Consider the following 15,567-nt stretch of genomic DNA (forward strand, 5'->3'; position numbering starts at 1 on the left):
GACACCCACCCTTCCCCCCCCCCTCCCCCCCCCCCCCTCCCCCCCCCCCCCCCCCCCCCCTCTCCCTACCTCTTTCCCCCCCCCCCCCCCCCCCCCCCCCACAACCGACTGTCAGTCAAGGGTCAGTGCTTCCGGGGTGCTCGGCGTGTGACTGAAGCTAGGCCCGTCATGAGCGCCAGGGCAACCGCGGCAAATCCGGCCAGGACTACAGGGACCGGGTAGCTGGGCGCGTCAGCCGCCGACTGAATATTGGCGCCTCGGTTTGTCGCTGCCTCGCCACCGGACACTGCACCTTCGCCACCCGTACCAGTACCCCCGCCGCCGGTACCAGTACCAGTACCAGTACCACCATTGCCTGTGCCGCCGCCGACTCCGCTGCCGGAGCCGAATCCTGACCCAGCCTCGGTTTCAGTTGGGGTCGGTGTTGGGCCCGGAGCGGTAGTGGTTTCCGTGGGAGCAGGGACCGGTGTTGTCATGGTCGGGGTGGGTACCGGTGCTGTAGTGGTTGGCGCCACCGTTGGAATCGGCGTTGCCGTCGGGGCTCCGGTCGGCGGTGCCGTCACCGTGGGGACTCCGGTGGGTGTCACCGTGGGGACTCCGGTGGGTGTCACCGTGGGGGCTTCTGTGGGTGTCACTGTGGGGGCTTCTGTGGGTGTCACTGTTGGCGTCACCGTGGGAGTCGCTGTTGCTGTGGGAGCTTCTGTCGCAATGTTGCAGGGCGAGCTGGTGAACACGTTGTTGTCGAGTGTCACAGCACCTTCCCTGGCGAGTGCACGCCCATCGATGGTCGCGCCACCATTCACACTGATCGAGGTCAGCGCGAGGATGGTCCCAGCGAAAGCGGTACCGGTACCAATCGTCGCCGAACTACCGACCTGCCAAAAGACGTTGCAGGCCTGGGCGCCGTTGATGAATTGGACGCTGCTGTTCGAACCCGTCGTGAGGGTTGACCCGGCCTGAAAAACGAAAACGGCATTGGGGTTGTTTTGGCCGTCGAGTGTCAATGCCCCATTGAGTCCGAGGGCGGTGGCGTTGGTATACACGCCTTCCACCAGAGTGAGCCCGCCAAGCTCCTGCGCCACGCTGGCTGTACTGGGTTCGCCCGCAGCATTGTCGTAGGCAATTCCAAGATCTGACTTAGCCTGAACAGCCGTTGCGTTCGCAACGTCCTGCCCCGCCGATACCCCAGGCGGGAAACCTGTCACCGACGTCCCCGGGCTTAGCCCGAGCCGGCGGTCGAGGACACTATTTCCGGTATTGGTGACAGTCGATCCGGCGAGTACTGAGTAGTTTGCCGCAGTCCCCAGTAGCGGTGCGTCAGCGGCAAACGCTGACGGCTGCCCGGTGAGAGCTCCCACCAGCACCATGAACCCGGCGGTGGTAGCGGCAACAACACCCACCACGGCCCGCGTCTGTGGACTGGCAAAGTGAGTAGATTGACGATGGCTTCGAGTAGTGCCCATATGGATGCCTTCCAGCAGCGAGAGAGTGCGTCCAAGATCGCGATCCCACTGCTGAAACGTTCACAGTGAAAGACCTCGATTGAGTCGCGAGAGAGAGGAGACGAAATGCAGGATAGGTGGCAAACAGTAAACCAAAGGGTACTTAGCGTTCCGCCTGCTTCTGTCAGAATAACCCCTACGCCGAGAAAAAAATTAACAATTACGGAAGTTTTAACCTTTGTGAATCAGTTTCACCCACCGGGCTTGCCCCTTCAATTTGGCCAGGTGCGGCAGTAAGCTTCCGGCATGGCCATCGCTCGCTATCCCAGTGTCGTCATTGACTGCCCCGATGCGGCGTCCCTCGCAACCTTCTACGGGGCACTGCTCGGGTGGAAAGTGGATGCCAACGACGGTTGGGCGGATATCCGCCCCGACGACGGGAGTAACTGCATCTCATTTCAGCAGGTGGCAGATTACCGACCTCCTGCCTGGCCGGACCAGGGCAGCCCACAGCAGATGCACTTCGACCTGATGGTTGAAAACCTGGACGAAGGCGAGGCTGTGGTCCTCGGCCTCGGTGGTACCAAGGCCGAGGACCAGCCCGGTGAAACCTTCCGGGTCTTCCTTGATCCGGTGAGCCACCCCTTCTGCCTGTGTGTCGCGTAGGCAGCGCCATGCAGATAGGATCCCTGGCTGATATCGAGCTGAACATTCCTGAGCAACTGATCCGCAACGGGTAGGAGCACACCACGAGGCACCAGGACGTTGTATAACGGTTGGCTCACGTAACCAAGTCGTGCTGTCGGTTGGCGCGCCGCATCGGTAGTGTCCAAGCTATCTACCGACCAATCCTTACGAAAGCACAGCCCGTGAAGAAGTTCTCGCCCCTTCTTGCCCTCCCCATCGCAGCCCTGCTCCTTGCCGGCTGCGGTTCCAACACTGAGCCCTCGGCGGAGGTGACCAGTCCAGAGTCGAGCGCCTCCCCCGCCGCCACGTCGTCGGCCACCCCCACGCCGACCCCTGAGGGTTCGTCGTCGCCTGCGGAAACTCCTGACGCTCCCGAATCGGCTGGTCCCGTACCGGGCACCGAACCGTCAACAGCACCGGTGCCCGAACCGACCGAGGACGCTACCAATGTCACAGCGCCGACAGAAGCGCCAATCACCGAAACGTCCGAACCTCCGATTCCCGGGTTGTCGGGTTCTTACGATGACCTCGAACTGGTCTCCACCTGGGATGGGCTACGGGTGGTCCGCCATGTCGGAACCACCTGGAACGTCGTCGGCTCCGGCTATGCACCCGGTGCGGAAATCCAGATGAACTTCGGACCCGCCCAAACCGATTCGTCGCTGATCGGATACCCCCTTGTGTATGCCGACGCCAACGGCAACTACACCTTCCAGATCAGCCTGGCACCAGATCTCGCGCCCGGCGATTACGGCCTCATGGCCATTCCTACGGGTCTTGGTTTCGAGGAGTCGGAGGCAGCCAAGCGGTTTGCCCTCATTGAGGTTGTCTCCACCTGGGCGCCGTAAACCGCCCAGGTGGAGACACCGCCGGCTCCCCTCGGGATGCTACTGCTCCAGCTTGATTGCCTTCCGTAAGCTCAGCGCCCCACCACCCTGCATGACTGCACGTCGGTAGATCTTCTCGCCGACGTGCAGCAAGGCAACGGCTGCCGCCAAGGCGATCACCAGTGATAGGAGTGGCTCCCAGAGAGCCACCGGCGAGTTCAGTACCCGGATCGGCATCGCCACCGATGACACCACGGGGAGGTAGGAAGCCACCACCAGGAGTTGGCCGGAGGCGAACAATCCGACAAAGAGAGCCGCAAAGATCAGGGCCATCACCGGCGTCGAATTATTGTTCAGATCCTCCGGCCTGCTTGCCAGCGACCCGAGAACAGCCCAGATCGCGGCGAGGATCAGAAATCCGAAGAGGAAGAACACCAGGAACCAGCCCGAAGCCGGAATGATACTTCCCACCAGATCGGCTGTGTCAGTCAGGTTCAGGGCCAGCAGGGCAGCACCGCCGTAGAGGGCTAGCTGGACCATGGCCAGGATGGTGTTGCCCAACACCTTGCCGTAGAGCAGCTGGCGGATCGGGATTGCGGTAGCCAGGATTTCCACCACCCGGTTCTGCTTTTCCTCGACCACCGAGTTGGCAATGGCCATGCCGAAGATGATTGATGCCATATAGAACAGGAAGCTGAAGACGAATCCGGCGATCGTAGCGAGCAACTGGTTTTCTTCGCTGCCTTCCAGCAGGGATTGTTCCAGGTCGGCCCCCGATAGCAGCTGCTCCGCCGTGGTTCCTGCCGCAGCGGCGTTCTGACCCAACACATACTCGTTGAGCGACTCGTCAATCTGCTGGCTGATCCCCGAATCGACCTCGGTCTTTCCCGTGAGCTGCCAGCTACCGTCGGTTTCCCGCAGCAACGCAGCGTCAGCTTCCTCGGCACGTACCAGTTCCACGGCAGCATCCGCGGACGCTGCGACGACGGCGGTGAAGGTGACGTTCCCGTCGTCGGCCTGGCCCGCCTGATCGGCGAGCTCGACGACGGCAGCGGCCGCTGAATCGGACTGCACGGCAACCGTGAAGTCGTCGCCGCGGTTCATCATGAAGGCGTTGAACACAACGCCAGCGACGATCAACACCAGCGTGACGACCGTGCTGATCGCATAGCTGCGATCCTTCGCCTTGATCATGACCTCACGCAGCGTCACGATCAGCCAGGGCGGTTGGGTTCCTGGTGGCTGCGGTCTGGGCCCCGATGCTGGCGACGGCGCGCCGCCGTCGCGCTCTTTGACTGGCGTTTCGGTGCTCATTGGGAGACCTCCCGGTAGATTTCGCTCAGGCTGGGCCTGATCCGGCTGAATTCGTGCACACTGCCGCGGGTCATCGCTGAGGCGAGCACGCGCTGCGCGGCGTCGTCGTCGTCGAATTCCACCACCGCGTCCTGTCCTGCGACGTCGATGACCCGCACCCCGGCTTCCTCACGCACCCAGCCGGCATCGGGGGTGACCGTCATCCGGTGGCGCCGGGGTGCTTTTGCCCGGAGGTCGTCGCCGGAGCCGGACGCTACGAGGCGCCCTTGCCGCAGGACCACCAGGTTGTCGCACAACCGGTCCACCAGGTCCAACTGGTGGCTGGAGAACAGCACCGGCACTCCGTCGGCTGTCCGGTCCCGCAACAGTTCGACCATCGAGTCGACTGCTACCGGGTCCAGCCCGGAAAACGGCTCATCGAGGATCAGAACCGTGGGCCGGTGAAGCAGCGACGCGGCAATCTGGACGCGCTGCTGGTTCCCGAGGGACAACGATTCGAGTTTGTCCTTGCCGCGGCCGCCGAGCTGAAACCGATCCAGCAGGTCCTGGGCTTGCGCCCGCGCGTCGGAGGCCGTCATCCGATGCAGTTGGCCGAGGTAGACCAGCTGATCGAGAATGGGCTGCTTCGGGTACAGTCCCCGCTCCTCGGGCATGTAACCAAAGGTTGACCGGTCGTCGGCTGTAATGGGTCGGCCGTCCACCAGCACCTGCCCACCATGCGATGTGAGCACCCCCATGATCATCCGCATGGTGGTGGTTTTACCGGCACCGTTGGCGCCAACAAATCCGGTCATCTGACCGGACGGGATGGTGAAGCTGACGTCGTCGACAGCGGTATTCTCACCGAATCGTCGCGTGAGGTTCTGGACCTGCAGCATGTGGTGTCCTCCTGTAGATTTCCCTGGAATCAACCCTAGACAACGCCCCCGCCCGGGGGATGAGTCAAAAGGCTGAACCTGCTACTCCCCCGGACGGATGAGACCACTTTCGTAGGCGAAGACCACGGCCTGCACCCGGTCCCGAACCTGCACCTTCGCCAGCAACGATGACACATGCGACTTGACGGTGGCCTCCGCCAGAAAGAACCTACCGGCCAGTTCGGCATTGCTGAGACCGGTCGCCAGGCTGGAGAGAATTTCCTTCTCCCGCTGGGTCAGCGAGTCAAGCCGTTTGCGGAGTTCAGCGCTGGGCTGGGCACCGGGGGTGGTCTCCCCCGCAGCCTCGAGGGACCTGGCGAAGCGTTCGATCACACGAACGGTCACCTCGGGTGCGAGCAGTGCGTACCCGCCGGCAACCGCCTGCACCGCGGCGATCAGATCGTCAGGATCGGCGTTCTTCAGGAGAAACCCGCTGGCTCCGCTGCGGATAGCGTCAAAGAGATAGTCATCGCGTTCGAAGGTGGTCAGGATGATGACTTTCCCGCGGCCGGCCCGGGTGATCAGCTCGGTAGCCTGGATGCCATCCATGAGTGGCATCTGCACGTCCATCAGGATCACATCGACCTCGTGCTGGTGGGCGAAATCAACCGCCTCCTGACCGTTGGTGACCTGACCGACCACCTCAATGTCCTCCTCGATGGAGAGCATGGTGGCGAAGCCTGCCCGAACCAGGGCCTGGTCATCGGCAAGCAGAACGCGGATCGAATCCATGGAATGTCTTTCTGGGTTAGTGAACGAGGAACCTGGCGCGGACACGCCAGCCGCCTTCGGAGCGTGGTCCAATTTCGGCAGTGCCCCGGTGCAGTGCCACCCGTTCTCGGATGCCCTGCAGACCAAACCCGGACCCTGGCTCGGATTTGGGACGCGGCATCCCATTGTCCACTGTTTCGAGCTCGACCCACCGCTGGTCGCCGACGAGTCCGGTCCGCACCGTCATCACCGCGGAACCGGCGGTCGAGTGGCGCCGCACGTTGGTGAGCGATTCCTGGGCCGTCCGGAATAGCGAAAGGGCCAGTGGTGCCGAAACTCTCGCCAGTGCGCCGGGGATGTCTTCCACCATGCCAAACTTGACGGTCAGCCCAAGCTCCCGATGCTGGCGGGCCAGTGCTTCCAGATCGTCCAGGCCGGGTTCGGGGCGCCGCCCGCCGTCGTCGGTGTCGCCGAGATCGGTGCTCTCGGATCGGAGCACGCCAAGGAGGTTCCGCATATCCGTCACGGCTTGCCGGCTCGCTTGCTCGATGGTGCGCAGTGATTCGACGGCGACCTCCGGCCGCTTCTCGATAACCCGGCGTGCCGCACCCGCCTGAACGCCGATCACCGAGACGTGGTGCGCGACGACGTCGTGCAGTTCACGCGCGATTCGCAGCCGTTCCTCCACCACCGCACGCCTCGCCAGCTCGTCGGCCTGACGGGTGATCTCCGCGGCCTGTTCGGCGAGCTGGGTTCGCTGCAAGGCGTTGCGCCACGAGGTCATTCCGGCCAGGATGGCGCCGCCAAAGTAAGCGAAGTTCACCAGAAAGTTGTAAAGCGCCACCGATGCCAACGGATCGAGGATCCCGCCAACGAAGTCAGGGTTGTCTTCACTCTGCGCCAGGACACCGTCGAAGGTGTTGGCCACCGTCAGGGCGAGGATGAGCCACAGGGCCATCGCCGCCACCACCACCGCTATGCCCAGCCACAACATCCGACGGTCCTTGGCCCACGCAATAGCCGAATACAGGGAGGCAAAATACGCCACCTGGTACGAGAGCTGAAGCGACACCAGGGGGGACAGCAGGCTCAGCCCGATGAAGAGGGCTGACATCGCCAGCATCACCAGCACCGGGTATTTGCGCCGGAGCACCAGGGGAACGATCATCAGTGCCAGCACTCCGTGCTGGACCCATACCGGGTGGTTGTCCTCCTCCACCATCCCAAAGCCGCGGGTCAATTCCAGGGCGAACGCGCTGACCAGCGCGAAGATGACGACGCCGATGACGTCCCTGCGGAGCTCATCCTTTGTGGGACCGGGGCGTTCCCAGTTGTTGTCGTGGTCCCCGACCGTCTGGGATTTCAGCCGGGCGAGGAGGTTCACCGGTCCGGCCTTCCGGGAGCAGGGCGCGCGGGATCCATCATGAGTGCCAGTTTAGTCAGCGGGTGGTGCGCCCCGACTCCCCCGCACGGCCTAGTCCGATCGGATGACCTCCCCCCCCTCCTCGCTTTGGATCGAGTCAACACATATGACAGGTTTGGTGCCGGAATGTGGCTATTTGTGTTGACTCGATCCGGGTTGGAGTGGGGCTGGGAAGAGGAACGCTGATCGGTTGTATGATTCCGGTGGGGGATGTCATGGTGGTCCCTTGACCTCGCTCTCAAGGAACTTGTTATGACGTTTGGCCCCAGTCCCCGGCATCCGAAAAGTTCCTGGCTGACTCGATCAATCGCTTCCGCTGCTGCTGCAGCCCTGCTGGCCGGGTCGATCACGGCGCTGCCCGCCTTCGCTGGGCAACAGTCCGACAAAACCACTGGGGTTGTCGAGGCGCCGACTACGGACACCAATCCCGCAGACCATCCTGCTGACCGCTTCATTGTGAAGTTCGACGGCAACGGCGACGGCACCAGCGAACGGGGTACGACCTACCAGAACACCGTCAACAGTCTCGGGATACCGGTCACCGAGGTAGGCGTCACCGTCGATGGTGCAACGGTGGTGGAAGCGACAGAGGACCTGACTGCCGAACAATCGGACGGCGTCGTCGCCGCTCTGGAATCGCGCGGGGATGTCGAATACGCCGAGGTCGATGTTTTCATGCAGCCGACGGCGATCGCCCCGGACGATGGCCTGTACGACTCCCAGTGGAACCTGTTCGAGGCGGAGGCGGGGATGCGCGTCGATTCGGCCTGGGAGCGGTCAACTGGTGCGGGGGTGACGGTGGCTGTCATTGACACCGGGATTACGGAACATAGCGATTTGGCTGGGAACATCATTCCCGGCTACGACTTCATCACCAGCCCACAGATCGCCGGTGATAATGACGGCCGTGATTCAGACCCGACCGATGAAGGCGACCAGTGCAATTCCGATCCGTCGTCCTGGCACGGAACCCACGTAGCCGGAACGATTGGCGCCGTAGCGAACAACTCCCAGGGCATTGCCGGCGTCGCCTACGACTCACAGATTCAGCCAATCCGCGCTCTTGGAGCCTGCGGTGGGTACACCAGCGATGTTGCTGCCGCCACCCTCTGGGCCGCCGGCGGCAGCGTGCCAGGCCTCCCCCTGAACCCCACCCCGGCGAAGGTCATCAATCTCAGCCTCGGCGGCGCCGGCACTTGCGGGACAACCTTCCAGACCGCCATCAACTACGCAAACAGCCAGAACGCCGTCGTGATAACCGCCGCGGGCAATGAAAACACCTTCGCAAAATACACGACGCCAGCGAACTGCAACAACGTAGTTGTGGTCGGGGCCACCGGTCGTGAGGGAAACAAGGCCAACTACTCGAACCACGGGCCCGAAGTCGATGTAAGCGCTCCCGGCGGCGATGCGTCGACCGGCCGCTCCAGCGCAATCCTGTCCACCCTGAACAGCGGAGCCGCCGGCCCGGAGACCGAGAGCTACGGCTATCTACAGGGGACCTCGATGGCGACGCCCCATGTGGCGGGCGCCGCGGCGCTGATGCTGTCGGTTGATCCGTCGCTTACCCCGGCGCAGGTCGAGGCACAGCTCAAGGCGACCTCCCGCCCATTCCCTGGAGTTTGCTACACCGGAGGTTGCGGAACTGGGCTGGTTGATGCCGCGGCGGCAGTGAAAGCGGTAGCACCGGCCGTTAATCCGCAGGCATTCAGTGACGTTCCGGTGGGCATGAAGTTCCAGCGGGAAATGTCGTGGATGGCGGCCAGCGGAATAAGCACTGGGTGGACCGAATTTGACGGGGCCCGAGCATACCGGCCTCTGACAGCAGTGAACCGTGACGCGATGGCCGCGTTCATGTACCGCATGGCGGGCAGCCCGGCGTTCACTCCCCCAACAAGATCACCGTTTGCCGATGTGGATACCAGCCAGAAGTTCTATCTGGAGATGGCCTGGCTGGCATCCACCGGCATCAGCACCGGCTGGGCTGGACCCAATGGCACAAAAACCTACCGTGCCCTCACCCCAGTGAACCGTGACGCGATGGCCGCGTTCATGTACCGGTTCTCCGAGGACTACTGACGTGACTGACCCTGACAGGACCGGTTCCACGACTAGGCGCTCAGCGCCTTCTGCTTGATCAGGGTGTACTCCTCATCGGTGATCGTCCCCGCATCGAGGAGTGCCCTCGCCTTATTGATTTCGTCACTGAGACTGACACCGGACACCGACCGGATATACGCGGACTGGGCGTCATGCCGGGCGACTGTCTGCTGTTCGTTCCGAGCCGTCATGCCGTCGCCGCGGGCGATGAGATACACGAGGATCGACAGGAAAGGCAAGAAAATGAGGCCGACCAGCCAGGCTGCCTTATGCCATCCTTTGAGGGTCTTGTCCCGGAAAAGATCAGCGATGACTGAGAACAGAATTGTGACAAAAGCCAGCACCGCGTAGATCCAGAAAAGGAACCAGAAGATGCTCCAAAAACTGTTCCAGAAATCCATAACTACTCCCTAGAGAAGGTGACGCCCGTTGAGCGTCGCATGTTGACTGGCACCGCGAGTGCGTTACCGGGCTAGCGTCCGCTGTTTGATGAGCTCGTATTCCTCGGCGCTGATGGTTCCCGCATCGAGGAGAGCGTGGGCCTTGGAAATCTCGTCGCTGATGCTGGGACCGGCGGCCGACCGGATGTACTCGGCTTGCGCCTCCCTGCGTTCGGTGACCAGTCGCTGGCCCCGGTCCGCCATCCCGTCCCCCCGTGTGATCAGGTAGACCAGGATCGAAATGAACGGGACAAACACCAGGAAAACAAGCCATACCGCTTTGAGCCAACCGGACAGGGTCTCGTCGCGAAACAGATCTGCCACAACCGAGAACAACAGGGTCAGGAAGGCGATTACGGCATAGATCCAGATCAGTAGCCAAAAGAAGTCCCAGATTGTTGAAAGGATTTCCACTTTTACTCCTTCAGCGACGTGCGCGGGTTTTCACGACCTGCGGTGGGGTCCCGATGCTTGTACCTCAGCACTGTGCCCCTGCGCAGAGGTAACCACATCACCCGCATTGGATGAACCAACGTTTTCTTCTGCTGTAGGTTGGCCATAAGCGCCCTTGCTGCTCTGAGCGGTTCGCCAGCAGATGGGCTACTGAACAGCAAGGTCTCAGCCATGTACACACCCCCACGCACCAACTCTCCTGCTGCTTTCGCGAGCCTCCTGAACTGGTTGCGCCGAACACGGCCCTTCCCCTACCCGCGGGAGGTGGCTGTCTCCGCCATGGCCCTGTTCTATCTGGTGGGTGGCGTGGCGATGCTCCTCGTCCTGGTTTTCCCCCACCCGAGCACGTTGAATGATCGCCTTCTGATCGGACTGGGAGTGTTCCTCATCGTGATCGGTCTACCCGTCTACAAGCTGCGGCACCGGACTCCGCTGGCGCTTCTGCCGTGGCTGTTGGCTGCTGGCACAGCGGTCATCACCGCGCTGACCGCTACCGGCGGCAGTACTTCGGTGACAGTGTCATTCAGCTTTTTTTACCTCTGGGTGATCATCTTTGCGCTGCTGTTCCTGAATCCGCTGGTGGCCGCCGTGGAGATCGGATTCGCCGCCGTCGCCTACCTCAGCGTCGCAGTGCTCCCCCAGGAGCAATCCACCCACCAGTTGACCGCCTTTGAACCGATCGCACTTTTCACCGTCGTTACCACCACCGGTGGTGTCATCATGTGGCTATCCCAGGCCCGTGAACACAGCGAGATTGACCCGCTGACCCTTGTTATGAACCGTCGAGGCCTGGACCGGATCCTTCAAGCGGCTCTGAGCGGGGACGATCCAACTGGCAAGAGGCTGGTCGCGGGACTGATCGACGTCGATCATTTCAAGAGCGTGAACGATCGTCAGGGTCACGCGGCAGGCGACCGGCTATTGGAGGAACTTGCGGGCGCCTGGCAGAGGGTACTGAGGTCCGGTGACACCCTGGGGAGGATCGGCGGCGACGAGTTTGTCGTTCTATTACCCGGTTGTTCCGCGAGCGAGGCAGACGACATCCTTGAACGTCTCCGGGCAGCAGCGCTTGATCTGCAGGTGACCTGCTCGGTGGGGGCGGCCCTGTCCGAGGATCAGGACAGCGCGTCGCTGCTCCTCGGCCGGGCCGATACCGCGCTGTATCAGGCGAAGAACCTTGGGCGTAACAGGGTTGCGTGGGCTGTCGCCTGAACCAGGAGCCGGGTGAGCGCCACCATCCCTGCCGAATCTCCATCCGGACCATATACTTGAAGCATGCTGATCACTCGCCTCAACCGAGGCCCACGCACCCGGTTCTCCGCTCTCAAACAGTTTGGAATTGAACTGTGAGCGGCGGTCTCGTCGCCCTGCTGGACGATGTCGCAGCCCTCGCCCGCATAGCGGCTGCCTCGGTGGATGATGTTGCTGCTGGCGCCGCCAAGGCTGGCGCCAAAGCGGCAGGCGTGGTGATCGACGACGCCGCCGTCACCCCGCAGTACATGTCCGGGGCGGACCCGTCCCGCGAACTGCCGATGATCAAGCGAATCTTCTGGGGCTCGCTCCGTAACAAGCTGCTGATCATTCTGCCGGCATTGCTGCTCATCAGTGCCTTCATCCCGTGGATCATCCCATTCATCCTCATGCTGGGCGGCACCTACCTGTGCTTTGAGGGTGCCGAGAAGGTCTGGCACAAGCTCCGCGGGCATCACGATGCGGAGAAGGCGCCGGCGGTGGACCGGGGACCCGAGGCGGAGGCTAAAGTCACCAAAGGTGCCATCACCACCGATTTCATCCTGTCCTGCGAGATTATGGTCATCTCGATGAACGAGGTGGCTGACGAGTCGATATGGGCCAGGGCGATTATCCTCGTCGTCGTGGCGATTGCGATCACTGTGATCGTCTACGGAGCCGTTGCTCTGATCGTCAAGATGGACGACATCGGCCTGCATCTGACCACCAAAGACTCCGCTAGCTCCAAGCGATTCGGCGAGGCGCTCGTGAAGGGGATGCCCGCCGTCCTCGCCGCCATCACCTTCATCGGCACAATCGCCATGCTGTGGGTCGGCGGGCACATTATGCTGCAGGGTGTGTATGACCTTGGCTGGCACCTACCGTACGACCTGGTCCATGCCCTTGAGGCCCCGTTCGTCGGGATCGCAGTGGTCGGCGGTTTCCTGGCCTGGCTCGTGAACACCCTATGCTCAACCGTCCTGGGACTCGCCTGGGGTCTAATTGTGATGGCAGTGCTGCACCCACTGCTCAAGGTGTTGCCGTTCGGCAAAAAAGAGGGCGGACACGAAGAGGGTGACCTCCGCGCCGCAATCGCCGGACATCGGCCAGCCAAACGCGACTCCGAGCCTGCCTCCTAGCAACGACGACGGCCCTGCCGGCACGAGGGTGGCGGAGGCCTCCACTCAACGCCCTCGCCGGGGGCCTGCTAGCAGCCACCCGACGATGCCCCCGAGCACAGTAAGACCAGGAACGAGATTCCACGACAGGCCCTGCAACTCACGGATTAGTCCGGGGCTGGCTTCCAGCACCGGTGTGATCAGCGTGTAGCCGACGTAAGCCAAGACAAAACCCAGGCTGGCTCCGCCCAGCGCTCCCCAAAGCCGCCGACGGTATTCACCCCTGCCCGGTGCCGGTGGATCCTTCATGGCTCTCCTAGGGTCGCTTGTGTCTACGAGTATCGCAGGCTGCGCAACCAAACCGTTAGCATCTTCCGCAACAGGCGCTTCCCTGGGCTCATGCGGACTAATCAGACAGCTGACCCGGACTAAACAGACATTTACGGCCAAAAAAAATCCGCTGGAACAACTGATGCTTCCAGTTGTTCCAGCGGATCGTTGGTGGAGCTAAGGGGATTCGAACCCCTGACCCCCTGCATGCCATGCAGGTGCGCTACCAGCTGCGCCATAGCCCCAATTCCTTGGTGTCACCCCCGCCGAACTGGCCGAAGCAACTTGTTTAGTTTAGTCAACAATCCGCCCCCTGCAAAATCGGCGGCATCCACGCCACTTTCAGCCCCCTATTACCCTTCCAATGGGGTGGAAGGCATCGAGGACAGGCCCACATTGTGCTCGGTCAACTGCCACCGGCTGATGCCCGTGGGACCCTGATCGAGTTCCTCCAGCATCGACCAGTGGCAGTTCGAAACGCCTGAGAGCGAAGACCACAATTCGGGAGGCAGACCCATTAGCGCGGCGAGACCGGCCCGGATCGAACCCCCGTGGCTCGCAACCACCAGCGTCTGCCCGGCGGTGAGGCTGGAGACGGCGTCGAGCGTCCCTGCGGCCATCCGCCGCCCGACGTCGACCCGGCTCTCTCCGCCACCGGCACGCACCGCAGGTTCACCGGATCGCCAAGCCGTCTGGTCGGCAGGAAACCGCGACGCGATCTCGGCAAACGCCAACCCCTGCCACTGACCGGCGAAGGTTTCGCGAACCCGTGGGTCCAGTTCAACTGAAAGCCCGGTGAGGGAGGCCAGCTCAGCCGCAGTATCGGCGGCCCGACCCAGGTCTGAGGACACCAGACGCGTGGGCGCCAGATGAGCCAGCTCGGCGGCAGCCTCACGGGCCTGCTGCTTGCCCAACTCGTCGAGCGGAATGTCTTCCTGACCTTGAAACAGGCCCCTTGCATTCCAATCAGTCCGCCCGTGCCGCCAAAAAATGATCCTCCGAGCGCCAGCCGATTCAGTGGCGGCGAACCTCACTCGGCAGCGGAAGCGGCGTCAGCCGAAGCCGGCGGCGTGGTGTCGAGCTGCAGGTCGATAACCGGGCAGTCTCCCCACAGGCGCTCCAGTGCGTAGAAGACACGGTCCTCCTCATGCTGGACGTGGATGACGACGTCGAGGTAATCCAGCAGTACCCATCGGCCCTCGCTGCGCCCTTCACGGCGAACAGGCTTCAGCCCCTGCTTGGACAGCTCTTCCTCGATACCATCGACGATCGAGTTGACCTGCCGTTCGCTGGATGCCGAGGCAACCAGAAAGACGTCGGTAATTGCCAGCCGTTCGCTGACATCAATAGCAACAATGTCCTGACCGATTTTCTCCGATGCTGCATGTGCAGCAGCCCGGGCAATCGCGATGGACGTTTCGTTAGCGCTCACTTATCTCCTTGGGTGTGGTCAGCCGTCTTGTTCAATTGAAGACACCTGAAATCATCATGATTCCGGTGACCAGCGCCAAAGCGCCCAGACTGACAATGGAATATTGCAATAGCTGCAGGCGCTTGACGCGCGCCAGCCCCGCCGTCATGGCATCGAGTGGTTCAAGCCCGTGAGCGGTGCGCGCCCCAATGGGAACGGCCGCGTCCGAGGCGGGGGCCGTTGGCCCGGCTGCGGAAACCTCACGGGGCACCCCGGGAACCCGGATGAATTCCTTGGGCGACACGATCGAGAGGTTGTGCGCCGTGGTGGGGTCATTGGCGCTCGGCTTCCGCTGCTCGTTCGCCTGCGCGAGTTGCTGCATCTTCTGGGCGCGGCTGTTGAGTACGGCGGCACGTTCGGCAAGGGCTTTCTGCTGCGCAAGGATTTCCAGGTCGACAGTGAACGGATCATCGTCGCGGGCAGCCACCATCTGCGCAACCTGCTCCTGGGCCTGCTGCACGATAGTTTCCCGCGCGGCCAGCGCCTGCTGAACACTCATCTGGTGAACTGGCACAGCGTTCGGCTTATCCACTGGCTTGGCTGTCTGCCCGGTCGGCTTGGCAGCAGTACCCTCGGGCTGGTCGGCCGGTCCATCCATCCGACGACGACGGTCCCGCCTGCCGCCCTCGCGCACCGGCCCCAGACCGGCCACCGGGCGGTCCACCTCGGGCGCTGGCTCGGCGGCCGCTGGCGGCAGTGTTTGCGTGCCCGGGGTGGAGGTGCCAAGCTGCTGGACGCGGCGCTGGCGCCGTGACGGCTCGGGCGCAGCCTCTGCCTGGGGGCGCTGCTCCGCCAGGGCGCGATAGGCCCTCAGCGCTTCCCGGTCGCGTGCGCGGGTCTGCGAAACCCGCTCACCCGGGTGGGTTGGCGTCGCATCGACGGGAGCGTCAGCGGCGCGACGACTCCGCCGCTCAGAAATGACCGGTTCGGAGTGGGGCAGTTCAGGAGTAGCCCGTTCAGGGGGGCGCTCTCCGGTGGATTGCTGTTCGGTGGACGACTGCGAACCAGTTTCCAGTTCGGCTGTCTGCCCGTCGGCGTTGGTCCCGCGGGTACGCCGAGGTGACCTCCGGCTCTGTGCGGATTCGTTGCCGTTACTCATTGCTT

16 protein-coding genes and 1 tRNA gene are annotated in these 15,567 nt (G+C 62.8%); 5 read left to right on the forward strand and 12 right to left on the reverse strand.

Features of this window, described 5'->3' with window-relative positions; all coding sequences use genetic code 11:
- Positions 1-122 precede the first annotated feature (122 nt).
- Positions 123-1,403: an ice-binding family protein gene (locus ACX80Z_RS07260; RefSeq protein WP_459315421.1), complete on the reverse strand. Its 1,281-nt coding sequence runs from the start codon at positions 1,401-1,403 to the stop codon at positions 123-125.
- Positions 1,404-1,748: 345 nt separating this feature from the next.
- Here ACX80Z_RS07260 and ACX80Z_RS07265 point away from each other — a divergent pair, with 345 nt between their 5' ends.
- Both ACX80Z_RS07265 and ACX80Z_RS07270 read left to right on the forward strand, forming a co-directional pair.
- On the forward strand, positions 1,749-2,108 hold the full coding sequence (locus ACX80Z_RS07265; protein ID WP_459315422.1) for a VOC family protein: 360 nt from the start codon (positions 1,749-1,751) through the stop codon (positions 2,106-2,108).
- A gap of 203 nt (positions 2,109-2,311) precedes the next feature.
- Entirely contained in the window at positions 2,312-2,977 is a 666-nt protein-coding gene (locus ACX80Z_RS07270; RefSeq protein WP_459315423.1) for a hypothetical protein, read from the forward strand.
- Positions 2,978-3,016: 39 nt separating this feature from the next.
- On the opposite strand, the gene ACX80Z_RS07275 is transcribed toward ACX80Z_RS07270, so the two are convergent.
- From ACX80Z_RS07275 to ACX80Z_RS07290, 4 genes are all read right to left on the reverse strand, one after another.
- Positions 3,017-4,270 carry an ABC transporter permease gene (locus ACX80Z_RS07275; protein ID WP_019482508.1) on the reverse strand — a complete coding sequence of 418 codons (1,254 nt, stop codon included), beginning with the start codon at positions 4,268-4,270 and terminating at the stop codon, positions 3,017-3,019.
- Positions 4,267-5,148 (reverse strand): ABC transporter ATP-binding protein, encoded by an 882-nt coding sequence (locus ACX80Z_RS07280; protein WP_459315424.1) that lies wholly within the window; start codon positions 5,146-5,148, stop codon positions 4,267-4,269. Before ACX80Z_RS07280 ends, ACX80Z_RS07275 begins: the two co-directional genes overlap by 4 nt.
- 81 nt (positions 5,149-5,229) lie before the next feature.
- Positions 5,230-5,919, reverse strand: a complete 690-nt coding sequence (locus ACX80Z_RS07285; protein WP_459315425.1) for a response regulator transcription factor — start codon at positions 5,917-5,919, stop codon at positions 5,230-5,232.
- 16 nt (positions 5,920-5,935) lie between these two features.
- Positions 5,936-7,282 (reverse strand): sensor histidine kinase, encoded by a 1,347-nt coding sequence (locus ACX80Z_RS07290; RefSeq protein WP_459315426.1) that lies wholly within the window; start codon positions 7,280-7,282, stop codon positions 5,936-5,938.
- Positions 7,283-7,573: 291 nt separating this feature from the next.
- Here ACX80Z_RS07290 and ACX80Z_RS07295 point away from each other — a divergent pair, with 291 nt between their 5' ends.
- A complete protein-coding gene (locus ACX80Z_RS07295; RefSeq protein WP_459315427.1) occupies positions 7,574-9,400 on the forward strand; it encodes a S8 family peptidase in 1,827 nt (608 codons plus the stop codon).
- Between the two features lie 32 nt (positions 9,401-9,432).
- Here the strand turns inward: ACX80Z_RS07295 and ACX80Z_RS07300 are convergent, their stop codons facing one another.
- On the reverse strand, positions 9,433-9,822 hold the full coding sequence (locus ACX80Z_RS07300) for an SHOCT domain-containing protein (protein ID WP_459315429.1): 390 nt from the start codon (positions 9,820-9,822) through the stop codon (positions 9,433-9,435).
- 63 nt (positions 9,823-9,885) lie between these two features.
- Positions 9,886-10,275 (reverse strand): hypothetical protein, encoded by a 390-nt coding sequence (locus ACX80Z_RS07305; protein ID WP_459315430.1) that lies wholly within the window; start codon positions 10,273-10,275, stop codon positions 9,886-9,888.
- Positions 10,276-10,485: 210 nt separating this feature from the next.
- On the opposite strand from ACX80Z_RS07305, the gene ACX80Z_RS07310 reads away from it, so the two are divergent.
- Both ACX80Z_RS07310 and ACX80Z_RS07315 read left to right on the forward strand, forming a co-directional pair.
- A complete protein-coding gene (locus ACX80Z_RS07310; protein WP_459315431.1) occupies positions 10,486-11,526 on the forward strand; it encodes a GGDEF domain-containing protein in 1,041 nt (346 codons plus the stop codon).
- 134 nt (positions 11,527-11,660) lie between these two features.
- Positions 11,661-12,683, forward strand: coding sequence for a DUF808 domain-containing protein (locus tag ACX80Z_RS07315; RefSeq protein ID WP_024477432.1), 1,023 nt, complete (start codon positions 11,661-11,663; stop codon positions 12,681-12,683).
- A gap of 45 nt (positions 12,684-12,728) precedes the next feature.
- Here ACX80Z_RS07315 and ACX80Z_RS07320 read toward each other — a convergent pair whose 3' ends face one another.
- From ACX80Z_RS07320 to ACX80Z_RS07340, 5 genes are all read right to left on the reverse strand, one after another.
- On the reverse strand, positions 12,729-12,971 hold the full coding sequence (locus tag ACX80Z_RS07320; RefSeq protein WP_133185422.1) for a hypothetical protein: 243 nt from the start codon (positions 12,969-12,971) through the stop codon (positions 12,729-12,731).
- Between the two features lie 190 nt (positions 12,972-13,161).
- Positions 13,162-13,237, reverse strand: a tRNA-Ala gene (locus ACX80Z_RS07325).
- Positions 13,238-13,345: 108 nt separating this feature from the next.
- Entirely contained in the window at positions 13,346-14,026 is a 681-nt protein-coding gene (locus tag ACX80Z_RS07330) for a histidine phosphatase family protein (RefSeq protein ID WP_024477433.1), read from the reverse strand.
- Complete coding sequence (gene rsfS, locus ACX80Z_RS07335; protein WP_019482649.1) at positions 14,023-14,424, reverse strand: ribosome silencing factor; 402 nt, start codon at positions 14,422-14,424, stop codon at positions 14,023-14,025. Before rsfS ends, ACX80Z_RS07330 begins: the two co-directional genes overlap by 4 nt.
- A gap of 31 nt (positions 14,425-14,455) precedes the next feature.
- Positions 14,456-15,562: a hypothetical protein gene (locus tag ACX80Z_RS07340; protein ID WP_459315432.1), complete on the reverse strand. Its 1,107-nt coding sequence runs from the start codon at positions 15,560-15,562 to the stop codon at positions 14,456-14,458.
- Positions 15,563-15,567 lie beyond the last annotated feature (5 nt).

Source organism: Arthrobacter sp. TMT4-20 (assembly GCF_054510775.1).